We start from the raw sequence: 17,237 nt of genomic DNA on the forward strand, positions 1-17,237 counted from the left end.
CCGCGAGCAAGAAAAAGCCGTTCGCCTCATCAATCCGCTCGCGTTTTTCGACAAGGTCCGATGCCAGGTTGGCGACCGGTTAGCGCAATTGCGGGCAGCTGTCGATTTATCATTGAACCAAACGCGCCGCGGCTACACCAAATCTTTGGTGCGGCGAGACATATCGCGCATGGGAACGTCAATTTGAATGGGGAAACAGAAATGAAACTGTTTGGTTCCGGCTTGTTTGGGTGGTCGGTCAAGTCAGCTGCCGTCGGCGCTGCGCTGATGTTGTCAGTATCGGCGAGCCATGCCCAGTCGCGTCCGTTTACCGGCTTGGACGGAGCATGGTCAGGCAACGGCACGATTTCGCTCTCTGATGGTACTTCAGAGCGCATTCGCTGTCGGGCAGACTACAAGGTCAACGGCACCGGGCTCGGCTTGAAGCAAACCCTGCGTTGCGCCAGCGACAGCTACAAATTCGATCTGAGCAGCGATGTTACCAGCGAGGGTGAGCGAATTTCCGGCAACTGGAGCGAGGCGAGCCGAAATATTTTCGGCAATCTGCGGGGAACCGCAGGTGGCGGCAAGATCGACGTGATGGTTGAGGCTCCGGGATTCGCCGCCAGCCTGACGTTGCGCACCAGCGGCAACCGGCAGACCGTGCAGATCAGCTCCAAAGGCGACATCAGGGGCGTGACGATTTCGATGGTGAGAAGCTAAGGCTCGCTATCCGCTCGCTCCGGATTGCTCCGCCGGCTTCGCGGGATCTGCCGTCCCGCGCAGTCGCTGCGACAGGTTGATCAGGAACATCGCCGTCGGCCGCAGGATGAAGAGATCCGCCACCAGCGCCGCGACCATTGAGAAAGCACTGAGCCAGCCGAACAGACGCAGCGACGGCAGGTCGGAAAATACCGTCACGACAAGACCGCAGGCCAGGACCACCGTGGTCAGGATCAGCGCTGGTCCGACCAGTACGGTGGCGCGCTCAACCGCGAGTTCCGGACTGACACCGGGCTTGGACTCCAGCCTCAGCCGGTTGAGGAAATGGATCGTGGCACTCAGCCCCAACCCAAACGATACCGTCAGCGCAACGACGCTGGCGAATTGCAGTCCCTCCCCGAGCAGCCAAAGCACCGTGCCCGACAGCACCACCGGGAAAATCCCCGGCAGAATGCATGAGAACATCACCACCACCGAGCGGAACGCGAGCCCGATGAAGATCGCGACCAGCGCGAACTCGATGGTCAGACCGCGGTTGAGCTTCTCGATCATGTTGGCGCTGTTGCGGGCGGCGATCGCGGAAAGACCGGTGACCGCGATCTCGTAACCGGGATGCGCCTTGCGCACGCCATCCAGCGAATGGTCGAGGTTCTCGACCACCGGAAGAATCTGGCTGGAATCGAGGTCCGGCACCCTGCCCGACACCACCACCGCATCCTGCTTGGCGGAAATGAAACGCCGCACCAGATATTCGGGAATCACACTGACATATTCCTTCAAGGTCGCGACGTCGGAACTGCCGGCCTTTTCAGCAAGCCAGCGCCGTAGCGTCTCCAACGACCAGACGTTGCCGACGCCGGCCTGTTTCTCCACCAGCGAGTGAACGTCGGCGATGGTTTGCAGCGTGTCAGGGCCGTACAACGAAGCGCCCTTCGGGAACTCGATCAGGACGTCGATCGCGTTGGCGCCGGTCAGCTTGGCGTCGAGACGCCCGCTTGCCGCCACCGCCTGCTGCTTGTCCGGCACCTGGTCGGCGAGCCGGTAGCGCGGTTCCAGATTGGCATAGACCACAGCCAGGCCGCCGACGAACAGCACCGCGATCAGGCTGAAAAGGCCGGGACGGCTGACCATGCGCACCGCGATCCAGTAGCAAAAATTGCGCAGCATCTGCACGCCGGCGTCGGCGCCCTGGAACTTGACGGCGAAAATCTTTTCATTGCGCACAAGCAGCACGCCGAATACCGGCACCAGCGAGAGCACGGCGAGCAGCGCGATAACGGTGGCGGCAAGTCCCGCCTCGCCGAATTTTCGGATCAGGTCGGAATCCGAAAATTGCAGGGCGATAAACGATATGCCGGCGGTGCCGTGCGTGAGTACGCAGGCAGGTCCGACCACCAGCACGGCGTTCCGGAATGCGGTGAACTTGTCCTGGCCCGCGATCAGACGGTCGCGCGCCGCAAATGTCAGCTGCATCGAGTCCGAAAAACTGATCACCATGATCAGCGGCGTCATCACGTTCAGGAACATATTGAGGTTGAAATTGGCCCAGCCAAGGACGCCGAGCGCGAGCAAGATCGCAATGATCGGCGGGAACGCGGCCACCACCATGAATGATATCTTGCGGAAGAAGATGATGGCGATGATGCAGCCGGCCAAAATGCCGAGCACGTTGTACGTCAGGCCGTCGCGCTCGACCGCGTTGCGGATCTCGAGCTGCATCACGGGGACACCCGATAATTCCACGTTAAGGCCGGTGTCCCCGAGGTCATCGGTCATCAATTTTCGAATTTCACCGATCGTCTTGCCGAGACTGCTGCTGGCGACGACATCTGGTTCGAGCGAAAGCACGATCAGCGCAAGCGTACCGTCTTCGGACAACAGCTTGCCACGAATGAGCTCGTTGGTTTTGACGGTCTCGATGAACTTGTCATAGTCGGCGCCTTGCGGCAGTTCCGACGGAAACAGCGCCGCCGGCAGCTTGCCGGGCGCCGGCGCCTGACGCGCGGAGAATAGCGAGATCAGGCCGCGCGTGCCTTCCACGAGCTGCAGATCGGTGATGAAGTCGCGCAGCTTCTCGAGATTATCGCGCGCAAGCAGTTTCTTGCCTTCGACCACCACCAGCACGTCGAACTCGACCGCCGGGAAGCGCTTGATTTCCGATTCGTATTGCCGGTATTCCCTGGAGTTGGAGCGGAACAGCTGGCTCAGCGAATCATCGATCTTGATGCGCTGGATGCCGAAGATCGCGCCGATGATCAGCGCGACCAGAACGATGCAGGACAGGATCGGCGCCTGAACCGCGATCAGGCCGATCCGCTCCAGCCCGAAGGCGATGCTCGCCGTCGGCCGTTGCTCGATCTTCTCGACGTGGACCTCACTGTCGTCGTTCTTTTCGAGCATGCCCTGTCCAATTCTCACATCGGCTCAATTTAGATGGCCCAAGCGACCTTGCCTGAACGGCACTAGCCCTTGAAAACACGCGGTAAATTTGCCGCGAGAGATGTAGCAGGTCTTTACGGCCTCTCGCAAGCGCACCCTCCGAGCACAAAATAGTGCGCATGCAGCGATCATGGGTCTCACGTCTCGGATTTGGGATGCTGGCCTGAATTTGCCGCGAGGCTGCGAGACGTTCGACTGCCGCTTTCATCCTTTAGCGCGACGCCGGTCAATTCCCGGGCGAGGCCCTCGCGGATCAGCCACGCGATCCTGAAAGCGGCTTCATCGTAGCCGAGCCCCGCGCGATGGATGTTGGAAACGCAATTGCGCCTTTCGTCGGTAAGTCCGACCTCGGGTTCGAAGGTCAGATACACCCCGAGACTGTCGGCGGCGGAAAGCCCGGGCCGCTCGCCAATCAGCATCGCCATCATGCGCACGCCCAATATGGCGCCAATCTCGTCGCCCAATGCGACCCGCGCTCCCGATGCAACCACGACATGGCCGATTTCGATTTGGTCGGCGGCCAGTTGCGGAATCAGGCTGCGCAGGAGCGCAAGGGCGTGCGCATTGACCGCCGCCGGCGAAAGGCCATCGCCGACAACGATCGCAAGCCGGCACGGGCCACCGGCATGGCTCGCCAGCAGCTGCTTCGAATCGCGATCAAGCATGCGCCCGAGGTCCGGACGCCTGAGGTAATCCTTCCGGTTATGGGCCTCACTCGAAACATTGGATACCTCGAGACCAAGATCGCCGAGCCCCAGCAACATGGCGGGCACATCGAACGCGGCGTGGACGGCATCACGAGCACGCGCGTGGTCCAGCGTGAATTCGAGCAGTGCTTTGGTCGGCAGACTTGCCCCGGCAAGGCCAAGCCCTACACGCGCCGGCGTCAGGTCCCGCAGATCCCTGAGCGAATGGGGCGACGGCGCCCTTGACTTCATTCGTAATTACTCTGCAGGAACAGATGCCTCGCGCAGCCGCATCGAATAGTTCGAAGCATTGTGCTGACCGCCCGAGGCCGCGCGTGCAAACATGATCAAGTGATGGCCCACCAGTATCGAACTGATGAGAAATTCGATCTCGCCGCGGGCCAGACGCCGCAGCGCGAATTTCCAGAATTCGATCTTGTAGTCGCCAAGAACACCGACTTTCCAGAAAATATTGCGCAGCATGGTCAGGCCGAGCTTGATGTTCGACCATGATGCCTGTTGCTTCGTACGCGGTCGCTTGACCCAGTTCACGTAGGTTTGGCGGATCTGATATTCGTAGCGTTGCAGCAGCTTGCCGGGTTGATAGGCGCTGCCCATGCAGGCGCGCCAGGACTTGACGACGTCCTCGTATGGCAAGTGGAAATCGACATTGGATTCCCGCCCTTCGTCATCCTCGATCAGCCGGTTCTCGCGCTGCAACCGGTCCCATAACGGCGTCCCGGGAAGCGCCTGCAACAGATTGATGGTCAACAGCGGGATTTGCGACGCATCGATGAATTCGAGCAGAGCTTGTCCGGTTTCGGGTTTGTCGGTGTCCAGCCCAAGAATGATTCCCGAAACGACCTCCATGCCGAAGCTGTTGAGTGTATGGATCGCCTCCATGATGGGAACCATCATGTTGTGATCCTTTTTCATGGCCTTCAGCGCCGCGGGATCCGGTGTCTCGATGCCGCAGAAAATCGTCGAGAAGAATGCCTCGCGCATGCCCGCCAGAATTTCCGGACGCTTGGCGATGTTCAGCGTCGCCTCGCAGGAGAAGCGCAGCACAAAGCCGGTCTTCTTCTGCCATTCGATCAGATGCGGCAGCAGATCCAGCGCGGCCTTGCGGTTGCCGATGAAATTGTCATCGACGAAATAGACCGAACCCCGGATGCCGCATTCGAGCAATTTGTCGAGTTCGGCGGTGATCTGCTGTGGGGATTTCAGACGCGGATTGCGGCCATAGAGTCCGGGGATATCGCAGAACTCGCACTGATAGGGACATCCGCTCGAATACTGGATGCTGCCGAGGAAATACCGTTTGAGCTCGGCTAGCTCGTAAGCCGGAAGTGGGAATTCGGTCATGTCGAGGCGGTCGGCGGTCTTGAACACCACCTGCTGCTCGGGGCGGGACGGATCGCGCGCAAGCCGCGCGATCAAGTCGTTTGTCGCATCGCCGAGCTCGCCGACATGAAGGTAGTCAAACGAAGGGTAGTAGTCGGGACAGGCACTGACCGAGGGTCCGCCGATCGCAACCGCCAGATCGAACGCATGCGCGCGGCGGCAGATATCGTTCATCTGCTGACGCTGGATATGCATGCCGCTGACGAGCACGGCCTCCGCCCATTCGAAGTCCTCCGTCGTGGCGGCGCGGATGTTCTCGTCGATGAAGCGGACCGGCCAATTCGCCGGCAGGTAGGCCGCGATCAGCAGCAGGCCCTGCGGGGGCATGAAGGCCTGGACGCCGTCGGTCAGCGGATAGGCGTACTCGAATGTGCCGAACGAGGACGTGTAGCGCGGAAACACGCACAAGATGCGGCGTACCGTCTCGACGCTGTCAGCTCTCATCGAACTTCCTCTGCGACATCAACCTATACCAGTTAAGCACGCGCCAGAAGGCTGGGCTACAAATTCCTCAACATTGTGGCAGTCGCTTAACCCCGGGATGACCGGACGGTTGCACGGAAAGCCGCCGGCGGCGGCTGAGGTCCTCAGGCGATCAACCGCAATGCAAAATCGGGTAGCAGGCCGGTATTACCGGCGAGACGAAACTCGGAATCGGCAAGCCCGGCGCGCAACAACCAGTCGTCGAACTCGGGGGCACGCTTCAGGCCGAACAGGTCGCGGACATAAAGCGCATCGTGAAACGAGGTGGATTGGTAATTCAGCATCACGTCATCCGCGCCGGGCACCCCCATGATGAAGCTCACGCCGGCGGCCGCGAGCAGCGTCAACAGGTTGTCCATGTCGTCCTGGTCGGCCTCGGCATGATTGGTATAACAAACATCGACCCCGAGTGGCAGACCAAGCAGCTTGCCGCAAAAGTGATCCTCAAGCCCGGCGCGGATGATCTCCTTGCCATCATAGAGATATTCCGGGCCGATGAAGCCAACCACGCTATTGACCAGCAAGGGATCGAAGGCACGGGCGACGGCGTAGGCGCGGGCCTCGCAGGTCTGCTGGTCGACGCCGTGATGGGCATTGGCCGAAAGCGCCGAGCCCTGCCCGGTCTCGAAATACATCACATTGTTGCCGACGGTGCCACGCCGCAGCGACAGTCCGGCCTGGTGCGCTTCCCGCAGCAGCGCAAGGTCGATGCCGAAACTCCGGTTGGCGGCCTGCGTCCCCGCGATCGATTGAAACACCAGGTCGACAGGGACGCGCTGCTCAATCAATCCGAGCGTGGTCGTTACGTGAGACAGAACGCAACCCTGCGTCGGAATCTGCAACCGCGCAATGATGTCGTCGAGCAACCGCAGCAGCCCGCCAATGACGGCCGGATCGTCGCTTGCTGGATTGATGCCGATACAGGCGTCGCCGGATCCCAACAGGATACCGTCCAGTATCGACGCGGTGATGCCCTTGACGTCATCGAAGGGGTGATTGGGCTGCAGCCGCACGCTCATCCGCCCGCGCAGACCAATCGTGTTGCGAAAGGCTGATGTCACTTCGCATTTCTTTGCCGCCAGGATGAGATCCTGATTGCGCATCAGTTTCGAAACCGCGGCGGCCATTTCCGGAGTAACCCCGCGCGCGAGCTTCTTGAGAACTGCGGACGTCGCCGTCCCGGAAAGCAGCCAGTCGCGGAACGAGCCGACGGTCAGCGAAGAAATGGCCGCAAAGGCCGACCGATCATGGGTATCGAGGATCAGACGGGTAATTTCGTCGTCTTCGTAGGGGATGACGGTCTCCTGCAGGAATTGGCTGAGGGGAACGTCGGCGAGCGCTATCCGCGCCGCAACCATCTGCTCGGCGCTGTCGGCGGCGATCCCGGCGAGGCGGTCGCCGGAACGCGGCGGCGTGGCCTTGGCCAGGAGATCGCGAAGGTCGTCGAAGACGTAGGTGGTACTGCCTATGGCGTGCCGATAGACCATGTCCGCTCCGGACCATCAGCGCCCTGCGCTGACACCCGGCGCAAAACCTATCAGCTTGCGCAACAGTCTGCGACAGAGCGTCCCCTGCGACGTTCGCCGTTGCGGGTGGGCCTCGCCCCGGACGCCAATGCCTGCTTCCGCGGGTTTCCTGCCAGGGATCGCTTATCAACCATCTGATCTATATATAGAATTCACGATATATGGGACGAAATGGCTTCGCACCGGCGTGGCGGGATGGCAGATCGCGGCGTGTCGCTCTTGGAAAATCGACCGGGCGACGACGCCCGCGGAAGTAGCAAGGTGCCGAAATGAAGGGCAAGGTTAACGCCTTTTACAGGAAAATTTCACATAATTGCTTGACGGCCGTCACTGCGCTGACCGGCCTCCTCTGAGAGGCTCGCAATGCCAGCAACCTTGAAATCTCCTGCCGCCGGCTCGGGCCAGGCGATCGGGTCACACCTTTCGATCGCAACCAAACTGTACGCGATCTTCGCCCTGTTTGCGCTTCTGACCGCGGCCATCACCGCGCTTTCCGATTTCAACACCCGTCGGGGCACGGAACTCACCGATGCGATCGAGACCGCCAGTCTCGCCGCGCTCAACGTCGAACGCGTCAATTCGCTGGTCTATGCCGTTGTGATGGAATCCCGGGGCATCTATATGTCGACCGAAGCCGCTGCCGTGAAGAAGTACGGCGATGGGCTGCTCAAGTTCAACGACCAGATCCTTGGTGTCGTCAAGAACTGGGAATCCATCGTCCAGGCAGATGACGCCCAGCAATTTGCCGTCTTCAAGAAACGCATCGAGCAGTTCATCGAATTCCGCAAGGAGCTCGTTCGCCGTGGCGTCGAGATTGGTCACGCCGCCGGCCGCGAATGGGGCGATAACGACGCCAATCGCACTGTGCGTTCCGCCCTCAACAAGGATCTCGAGGCGCTTTCCAAGGTCTATGCCGAACGCAGCAAGCAGATCGCCGAGCAAACCGCGGTCAACCGCCAACTGTCCTTCCTGTTGACCTGTCTCGGCGGCCTGGCGCTGGTTCTGGTCGGCGCCGGTGTCCTGATCATCTCCCGCTCGGTGGCGCGGCCGCTTTCGGCTATCACAACCACCATCAAGCGGGTTGCCGAAGGCGCCGAAGATGTCGAGGTTCCACATACCGATCGAGCCGACGAGATTGGCGCATTGGCCCGCGCGATCCAGATTTTCCAGGAGGCAATGGACCGCAACCGCAACCTCAACTCGCAGGTACTGCAGGACTCCAGGGCACGCGAGGAACGGGCCCGCCACATCGAAGCCTCGGTGGAAGCGTTCCGCGGCGCGATCGGAGGCGTGCTTGGCGCGGTGAACGACAATGCGTCGTCCATGCGCGATACCGCGCAGTCCATCACCAAGGTGGCATCGGATGCAAGCGGCCGCGCGACCGCCGCCGCTCATGCGACCGAGCAGGCCTCCAGCAATGTTTTCGCCGTTGCCGGCGCGGCCGAACAGCTATCGGCTTCGATCGAAGAGATCGGACGGCAGGTCCGCCAATCCGCAAGTGTCGTCGAACAGGCCGGTCAACGCACCGAGAAGTCGGTGGCCGAAATCGAAAGTCTCGCCGCGGCGACCCAGCGGATCGATGGCGTGCTCAATCTGATCCAGGCGATTGCGGAGCAAACCAATCTTCTGGCACTGAATGCCACGATCGAAGCCGCGCGCGCCGGCGACGCCGGTCGCGGCTTTGCGGTGGTGGCCCACGAGGTCAAGACTCTCGCAGGACAGACCGCCAAGGCGACCTCTGAAATCGGCCAGAACATCAGCATGATCCAAGCGTCGACACGCAATGCGGTCGAAGCGGTCCGCGAAATTGGCACCGCGGTGCGCGAAATCAACGAGGTCACCTCGAATATCGCCGGCGCCGTCGGACAGCAGGATACCGCGACCCGCGAAATTTCCGCAAATGCGCAATTGGCCGCCGACGGCAATTCCACCCTGGTCGCCAACATCGGGTCGCTCAGCGACGCCATCGGCGATACCAACAAGGCCGCGACGTCGGTCCTTACGGCGTCAAGCGACCTGACATCGACGGCGGAACTGCTGTCGCGCGAGGTCGACAACTTCTTCCGCAACCTGCGCGCGGACAGCGATGCAGATGGTTCCGTGCAAACCGGGACAGCTGCCAGATAAGCAATCGGTATCTTCGGAACGCCGATTGAAGGCAGTACCCGCTTTTCGCGCAACCGTTCTAAAAACGCAGCAGCGGATCCCGGTCTATTGCACCGGGATCACGCGCCAGCAATCCAGAGCGTTTTCAGGCAGCCCGGGCTGCCGGGCGATTCAGAGCCACGGATACACAACCCGCAGGCCACCAACGAATACCAAAGCCAATGACATGGAAAGACCGGCAGCGCTGAACATCGCAATTTGATTGAACAGACTGCGCTCCACGCTGGCATAGAACACTTTGCTTGCAATAGACATGACGTACACAGCCCCCTTGAATTCCATGAAAGCAACGCCCGCTGACAGGTCCAAATCTACGATGGCTCCAGTAATGAGAGTCTTACCGCCCCGCTTGCGGGACGTTCGGCCAGCCGGATTGTAAAGGCATGGTTAAGAATCATCCTCCCGGTCCAGGTAAACGGGGTTCCCAAGGACTACCACAAGAGCCACCGAGCCCGGCGTCCCGGCTCCCGATAGATGGGCCCGGCGGGCGCGCCGCTCCGAGCCTGAAGGCGCACAGCCTTCCGGCGGTGGACCACGATCCCGCGTCACTCCACCAGCAGCACATCCACCGCGACGTTGAGCTTCTGCCTGCGCGATCCCACGATGATGCCGTCCACCGGCGAGACGTCGGAGAAATCCCGCCCCACCGCCAGGACGATGTGGTCGTTCTCGACGAGGATATCGTTGGTCGGGTCGAAACCGATCCAGCCGAGGCCCTCGCCGCACCACAGGGATACCCAGGCATGAGTGGCGTCGGCGCCCTGCAGGCGCGGCTTTCCCGGCGGCGGGATGGTGCGCAGATAGCCGCTGACATAGGCCGCGGGCAGGCCAAGGCCGCGCAGCCCGGCGATCATCACATGGGCGAAATCCTGACAAACCCCATGGCGTTTTTCGAATACCTCGTTGAGCGGGGTCGAGATGACGGTCGCCTTCGGATCGTACTTAAAATCGGTGCGAATCCGGTGCATGAGATCGACCGCTCCCGCAAGGATGCCGCGGCCCTGCGAAAAACTTGCCGCTGCATAGGAGGTCACCGGCCGCTGCACCGGCACCAGCGGGCTGGCGAAGACGTATCCGATCGGCGAAGCGGGGCCGAGGCTGGTAGCCTCGATGGCCACGTCGCGGACATTCTCCCAGGCGCGGCTTTGCGCGTCGCGGCCGGGAGCGCTGCGGGAGACCGAGACGCGGGAGCGGGAATCGATCCGAAGGTTGCGATGCGCGGTTTCGATCAGGATGCTCTCGGTGTGCGTCCCGAAAAAGTCCTGCCGCACCGTGCGGTCGATCGGGCGCGGCCTGATATCGACACTATGCGAGATCAATTGTTGTCCGCCGTCGCTTCGGGGTTCGAGCCGCAACGAGCAGCGCGCAAAACTGACCGGACTTTCGTAACTATAGCTGGTGACGTGACGGATATCGTAGATCACGCCAGACCCGTCAGCTTTTCAGGCCGGCTGGCATTGGGCCCGTGCGGAAAATAATGCAGTCCGATGGCGTCGGCGAGGTTGAGCAGGTCCTGTTCAAGCGCAAACAGCGTCTTGGTATCGAGGGCTGCCGCCTCCACCGTCGTCAGCGTCGCCTGCAGGGCCACCGCCAGACGCTGCGGCCGCTCGATCAATCCGCCCTCTTTCAAACTCGGCAGGCTGGCGATGTGATCGTTCAGCGCAGATACCTGGAACGCGACCGAGCGCGGATTGTAGGGATCAAGAACCACAAGATCGCGCACGGGGGCCAGCAGCGGACCGACGAGATAACGCGAGCGATAGGTGATCTGGCAATCCACCAGCGTCAACAGGATATCGAGGTCCTCGCCGCCGGCTTCGTCGTAGGCGAACTGGCGCGCGAAACGCACCGTGTTGATGGCGCGCTCGGCGCGGCGGCCCATTTCAAGAAACCGCCAGCCGGCGGCGCGGTTCATGTTTTCCTGGGCCAGGCCGGCGAAGCTCGCGAGCTCCTGCAACGTCAGCTCGGCGGCGCTGATGACGCCGTCGTCATCGTCAACCTCCTCCCCAAGACGTTCCACCATCTCGATAATGACCTGCCAGGCATCCGGCGAGAGCCGTTCGCGCAAGGACGTGGCGGTGCGCTGTGCGGAGCGCACCAGCGACAGGGCCGAACCGAATTTGTCCTCGCTTTGCAGCGCTTCGGCGGCAATCTTCGCAGGCTGGGTCCGCGTCGTTTGCGAGGTCGCGCCCCAGGTCACGAGCAGCCGCTGGATCCGCTCCACCGAATGCAGCACGGTCGATCCCCTGACGGGATCGCGCATCGACGTCGCCAGCGCCCGCACCAGCCGCAATGTCGCCTCGGCGCGCTCAAGGTAGCGGCCAAGCCAGAACAGATTGTCGGCGGCCCGGCTCGGGACCCAGCCGGCGATGCGCCTGATCCGCACCGTATCGCCCGCCGGCAGCAGGGTCGTCGTCGGCACGGCCTTGTCGGAGATCACCCACACGTCCGCCGCACGCGCGCCATCCCCCATTGATACGGCACGGGCATCGAGCTGCTCGGCGATCCGGCAAAAGCCGCCGGGCATGATGGTCCAGCCCTGCGGCGTTGCGGCCGCGAAAACCCTCAAGACGAACGGGCGCGGCGTGATCCGTCCCTGGTCCCACACCGGCATGGTCGAGAGCCGGACCAGTTCCTGGCCAACGAAGTCGATGCCGCGATCGCTGATCGCCGTCTTGAGCCGCTCGCGCTCGGCCGGCGGCAACTCGCTGGCGAGCACCGGGCCGTTGCCGGGAAAACCGGGAACCCCTCTGCGGTAAGCGCCTTCGATGGCGACTTCGTCGAGCCGCGACAAGACTTCCTCACGGGCGGATTTCTGGCCGCACCACCAGGTGGCAATATGCGGCATCTTCAAATCTTCGCCGAAGAAACGCCGGCTGAGGCTCGGCAGAAAGCCGAGCAGCGCGCGCGCCTCCATCACGCCGGAACCCGGCATATTGGCAACCACGACACCATTCTTGCGGAGCACGTCGATCAGGCCGGGCACGCCGAGTTGCGAGGACGCGTCGAGCTCCAGCGGATCGAGGAAATTGGAATCGACCCGGCGCAGCAGCACGTCGAGCCGCTTCAGGCCGGCGACGGTGCGAATATGGATGCGGTCGCCGCTGACGGCGAGATCGTCACCCTCGACCAGCAGGAATCCGAGGTAGCGCGCCAGCGTCGCATGTTCGAAATAGGTCTCGCTGAACTGGCCGGGCGTGAGGAGCCCGATGCGCGGCTCGTCGCGGTCCGCGCTCGCGCGCAAGGCATCGCGGAACGCCTCGAAGAAAGGCGCGACCCGCTCCACATTCATCGACTTGTAAAGGCTCGCGAACGCGCGCGACAGCACCAGCCGGTTTTCCAGCGCATAGCCGGCGCCCGACGGCGCCTGGGTCCTGTCGCCCAGCACCCACCAGCGCCCATCGGGGCCGCGGCCGACATCGGCGGCGTACAGGCTGAGATGTCGGCCGCCGGGGGGTTTGATCCCGCACACCGAGCGCAGATATTCGGTGCTGCCGGCAATCGCGGCCGCCGGTATCGCCCCCTCGGCGACCAGCCGGCCTTCGCCATAGAGATCGCTCAGAACCAGTTCCAGCAATTGCGCGCGCTGCACGATGCCGGCAGTCAATTGTTGCCATTCGACGTCGTCGATCAGCAGCGGTAGATGGCTCAACGGCCAGAGCCGGTCGGAGGTTTCGCCGGGCGCGCGATAGCTGACGCCGGCTTCCCTCAAGTGCCGGTCGGCGGCTCCGAAACGCCGCTCGATATCACCTGGCGTCAGCGCCGCGAAGGCATCAAAGAAGCGGTTCCAGACCGCACGCGGTGTCCCGTCCTGGGCAATATATTCATCCGGAATTCCGGGCAGGCGCACATAGTCGCGCATCCACTGCGCGGCCCGCCGGCTGCCCGGACGGGCCTTGTTTCCCAGACCGCTCCCCTGGCTATTTCCCTGGCCGGCCTGTCCCGCCATCCCCGACTCTCCCGCGCCTCAAGCATTGGTTCTTATTCGAATCAGAACCAATGCTTTAGTCTGTTGTTTTGACGCGTTTTCTCAACGCGAACCGGCATCCACCCCCGGATCAAGTCCGAGGGCATGCTTCGCTCGAAAACGCTCTCGATCCATATCCTCAATGCAGGAGCGGCGTCCTCAAGTCGAGGGTCAAGGGGAATTCAATTGTGCGTTCCTCGCGCGGCGGATCGATCTTGCCGGGCGTGTGACCGTGGTCCTGAAACCGGGCAAGCCGCCTCGCCTCTGCCTCATAGGAATTGACCGGTTTGGTCTCGTAGCTGCGTCCGCCGGGATGGGCGACGTGGTAGACGCAGCCCCCCAGCGACCGGCCATTCCAGGTGTCGATCAGATCAAACGTCAAGGGCGCGTGGACGGGAATGGTCGGGTGCAGCCCCGACGCCGGCTGCCAGGCCTTGAAGCGGACGGCGGCGACCGCCTCGCCGGAACGGCCGGTTTCCGTCATCGGCATCCGCCTGCCGTTACAGGTGACGACGTGACGGCCCTCGACAAAGCCCGACGCCTTGACCTGCAACCGTTCGACCGACGAATCGACGTAGCGCACGGTGCCCCCGGCCGAGCCCTCTTCACCGAGAACGTGCCACGGCTCGAGCGCCTGGCGCACTTCCAGCGAAACGCCGCCATGGTGGACCCGGCCGAACACGGGAAAGCGGAATTCAAGCTGAGCCGCATACCAATCCGGTGAAAAATCATAACCGGACTGCCTCAATTCGGCGAGTACATCCAGAAAGTCTTCCCAAAGGAAATGCGGCAGCATGAAGCGGTCGTGCAGCGTGGTGCCCCAGCGCACGAATTTGCCGTCCTGCGGTTCGCGCCAGAGTTTTGCGATCAACGCGCGGATCAGCAGCTGCTGCGCCAGCGACATGCGCGGATCCGGCGGCATTTCCAGCGCGCGGAACTCGACCAGACCAAGCCGGCCGGTGGCGCCATCGGGAGAATAGAGCTTGTCGATACAGATTTCGGCGCGGTGGGTATTGCCGGTGATGTCGACCAGAATATGCCGGAACAGGCGGTCCACCAGCCACAACGGGGCTTTGATTCCCGGCGGTGGCACATGGGCGAGCGCGATTTCCAGTTCATAGAGGCCGTCGTGCCGGGCCTCGTCAATGCGCGGCGCCTGGCTGGTGGGCCCGATGAACATACCCGAGAACAGATAGGACAGCGACGGGTGCCGCTGCCAATAAAGCACAAGGCTCTTCAGCAAATCCGGACGGCGCAGAAACGGCGAGTCAGAAGGCTGGCCGCCGCCGATCACGACATGATTGCCGCCGCCGGTGCCGGTGTGCCGGCCGTCGATCAGGAACCGGTTGGCCCCAAGCCGAACCTTTGCCGCGTCTTCATAGAGACCGAAGGTGATATCGACCGCCTCGCGCCAGCTGGTCGAAGGCTGGATGTTGACCTCGATGACGCCGGGATCGGGGGTTACCTTGATCACCTCGACGCGCGGGTCGAACGGCGGCGGATAGCCCTCGACATGCACCTTGATCTGCATTTCCTCGGCGGTCGCCTCCACCGCGGTGACCAGTTCCAGATAGTCCTCCAGTTTTTCCACCGGCGGCATGAAGGCGCACAGCACGCCGTCGCGGATCTCGATCGACATCGCGGTGCGGATGCCGCCGCCCTTGAGTTGCTGCTCGTGCACCTCCTGATGGGGCGCGCTATCTGCCGGCGCCGCGTCGTAAACCGGCAGTTCCTCGCGTGGTTCGAGCGGATCCTGTTCGACGATGTAGGGATACTCGTCGGCGGGAATATGCGGCAACGAGGCGATCGGCAGCCGCAGCCCCAGCGGTGAATCTCCAGGGGTCAGGAACAGGTTGCCGCGGCGCAGCTTCCAGCGCTCGCTCTTCCAGCGCGAGGAAGACTGGCTGGCGTCGGCATTCCAGCGCTGGATCGGCAGGACGAAACCCTTGGGCACGTCGAGCCCGGAATCGAACACCCGCGCCATCCGCGCACGCTCTTCCGGATCGGACAATTTGGAGTCGCTGGGATCGACATTGGCCGGCAGCGCTGCCTCCTTCTGCAACCAATGACCGGGGTCTTCGAACGCCGGCATGATGAATTCGGAATCGACACCGAGCCTTTTCGCAGCGCCTTCGGCGAACCGCTCGGCGTCGCCGATCTTCGCCTTGTGCGGCCCTTCGATATCCGCGATCAGGTCCGGGTTCTTCCAGATCGGCACGCCGTCCTTGCGCCAGTATAGGCCGAACGCCCAGCGCGGCAGGCTTTCGCCGGGATACCATTTGCCCTGCCCGTAATGCAGCAGGCCGCCCGGCGCAAAGCGCGCCCGCAGTTTGCGAATGAGTTCGTCGGCAAGGCCGCGCTTGGTCGGGCCGACGGCAGCGATATTCCACTCCGGCGATTCCAGGTCGTCGACCGAAACGAAGGTCGGCTCGCCGCCCATCGTCAATCGGACGTCGCCGGCCTTCAGGTCGGCATCGACCAGCTCGCCGAGCCTGTCGAGGCGCGCCCAGGATTCGTCGGAGAACGGCCGGGTGATCCGCGGCGCCTCGCGAATTCTTTTGACGCTCATCTCGAAACCGAATTCGGCCTGCGCGAAACCGACCGCGCCGCTGATCGGCGCCGCCGTGCGATAATGCGGCGTCGCGGCGACGGGAATGTGCCCCTCGCCGGTCAGCATGCCCGAGGTGACGTCGAATCCGATCCACCCCGCGCCCGGCAGATAGACCTCGGCCCAGGCGTGCAAATCGGTAAAGTCGTTCTCGACCTCGCGCGGTCCCTCGACCGGATCGATGTCGGGACGCAATTGAATGAGATAGCCCGAGACGAAACGGGCGGCGAGCCCGAGATGCCGTAAGGCCTGGATCAACAGCCACGCCGAGTCGCGGCACGATCCGGCGCCGGAGGCCAGCGTCTCTTCCGGGGTCTGAATTCCCGGCTCCATCCGTATGATGTAGCGAATCTTTTTCTGCAATTGGGCGTTGAGATCGACCAGGAAATTGACCGTGCTCGGCGCCTCCCGGGGAATCCCGGCGAGGTAAGCGGCAAACAGCGGTCCGGGCTCGATGGTCGCGAGGTACGGCGCCAGTTCAGTCTTGAGATCGGCGGTGTAGCTGAACGGGAAACTGTCGGCAGAGGGTTCGACAAAGAAATCGAACGGATTGATCACGGTCATCTGCGCCGTGAAATCGACCTCGATCTTCAGCTCGGTGGCCTTTTCGGGAAACACAAAGCGGGCGAGCCAGTTGCCCTGGGGGTCCTGCTGCCAGTTCACGAAATGATTTGAGGGCGTGACCTTGAGCGAATAGCTCAGGATCGGCGTCCGGGTATGCGGCGCCGGCCGCAACCGGACGGTTTGAGGGCCGAGGTCGATCGGACGATCATATTTGTAGTGCGTGACGTGGTGTAGTGCGACGAAGATCGACACAGACGGCGTACTCCAGCAGCTTTTTTAAGCAGAACACCGGTTCCGGCTGACATCAAGCACTAACAACGGGCAGCGCTTGCCTATAGGCGTGGCGGGCGCCCCATGTCCCGGGTCGTCCCCGCGAAAGCGGGGACCCCAGCGTGAGCGCAATTGCGCTCATCGCGACGCCGCGGCCTCGCGTTTTCGAACGGTGGCTAACGGCTTCTGCTCCCAACCAGGCCTGTGGTTATGGGTCCCTGCGTTCGCAGGGACGACACCTACCCGTGATGCGTTCGCTGATTTAGTTTTCAAACAGCAGGCATCCGTCATTGCGAGCGAAGCGAAGCAATCCACCTAGCAACAAGAAAGAATGGATTGCTTCGTCGCTTCGCTCCCTTGCGCAAACGCTTCGCGTTTGTCGCAGGCAATGACGACAAAACGCAGCTTCGCGATCTCGCCGC

At 62.4% G+C, this 17,237-nt stretch carries 11 protein-coding genes; 3 read left to right on the forward strand and 8 right to left on the reverse strand.

Features of this window, described 5'->3' with window-relative positions; all coding sequences use genetic code 11:
• Positions 1–187: hypothetical protein (locus tag E8A46_RS00200; protein ID WP_291555959.1), on the forward strand; the 187-nt coding region annotated here is incomplete at its 5' end.
• A gap of 14 nt (positions 188–201) precedes the next feature.
• Entirely contained in the window at positions 202–702 is a 501-nt protein-coding gene (locus E8A46_RS00205) for a hypothetical protein (RefSeq protein ID WP_291555960.1), read from the forward strand.
• 6 nt (positions 703–708) lie between these two features.
• On the opposite strand, the gene E8A46_RS00210 is transcribed toward E8A46_RS00205, so the two are convergent.
• The 4 genes from E8A46_RS00210 to E8A46_RS00225 form a co-directional block, all read right to left on the reverse strand.
• Positions 709–3,102 carry an MMPL family transporter gene (locus E8A46_RS00210; protein WP_291555961.1) on the reverse strand — a complete coding sequence of 798 codons (2,394 nt, stop codon included), beginning with the start codon at positions 3,100–3,102 and terminating at the stop codon, positions 709–711.
• A gap of 176 nt (positions 3,103–3,278) precedes the next feature.
• Positions 3,279–4,079: an ethanolamine ammonia-lyase subunit EutC gene (gene eutC, locus E8A46_RS00215; protein ID WP_291555963.1), complete on the reverse strand. Its 801-nt coding sequence runs from the start codon at positions 4,077–4,079 to the stop codon at positions 3,279–3,281.
• Between the two features lie 6 nt (positions 4,080–4,085).
• A complete protein-coding gene (locus tag E8A46_RS00220) occupies positions 4,086–5,675 on the reverse strand; it encodes a B12-binding domain-containing radical SAM protein (RefSeq protein ID WP_291555965.1) in 1,590 nt (529 codons plus the stop codon).
• A gap of 143 nt (positions 5,676–5,818) precedes the next feature.
• Positions 5,819–7,201, reverse strand: a complete 1,383-nt coding sequence (locus E8A46_RS00225) for an ethanolamine ammonia-lyase subunit EutB (protein WP_291555966.1) — start codon at positions 7,199–7,201, stop codon at positions 5,819–5,821.
• A gap of 402 nt (positions 7,202–7,603) precedes the next feature.
• Here E8A46_RS00225 and E8A46_RS00230 point away from each other — a divergent pair, with 402 nt between their 5' ends.
• Positions 7,604–9,367 carry a methyl-accepting chemotaxis protein gene (locus E8A46_RS00230; protein ID WP_291555968.1) on the forward strand — a complete coding sequence of 588 codons (1,764 nt, stop codon included), beginning with the start codon at positions 7,604–7,606 and terminating at the stop codon, positions 9,365–9,367.
• Between the two features lie 150 nt (positions 9,368–9,517).
• Here E8A46_RS00230 and E8A46_RS00235 read toward each other — a convergent pair whose 3' ends face one another.
• From E8A46_RS00235 to E8A46_RS00250, 4 genes are all read right to left on the reverse strand, one after another.
• Entirely contained in the window at positions 9,518–9,715 is a 198-nt protein-coding gene (locus E8A46_RS00235) for a hypothetical protein (RefSeq protein ID WP_291555970.1), read from the reverse strand.
• Positions 9,716–9,951: 236 nt separating this feature from the next.
• Complete coding sequence (locus E8A46_RS00240) at positions 9,952–10,830, reverse strand: transglutaminase family protein (RefSeq protein WP_291555971.1); 879 nt, start codon at positions 10,828–10,830, stop codon at positions 9,952–9,954.
• Positions 10,827–13,355, reverse strand: a complete 2,529-nt coding sequence (locus tag E8A46_RS00245) for a circularly permuted type 2 ATP-grasp protein (RefSeq protein WP_291555973.1) — start codon at positions 13,353–13,355, stop codon at positions 10,827–10,829. Before E8A46_RS00245 ends, E8A46_RS00240 begins: the two co-directional genes overlap by 4 nt.
• Before the next feature lie 157 nt (positions 13,356–13,512).
• Complete coding sequence (locus E8A46_RS00250; protein ID WP_291555974.1) at positions 13,513–16,797, reverse strand: transglutaminase family protein; 3,285 nt, start codon at positions 16,795–16,797, stop codon at positions 13,513–13,515.
• Positions 16,798–17,237: the final 440 nt, after the last annotated feature.

This window comes from Bradyrhizobium sp., assembly GCF_004799445.1.
GTDB lineage: Bacteria > Pseudomonadota > Alphaproteobacteria > Rhizobiales > Xanthobacteraceae > Bradyrhizobium.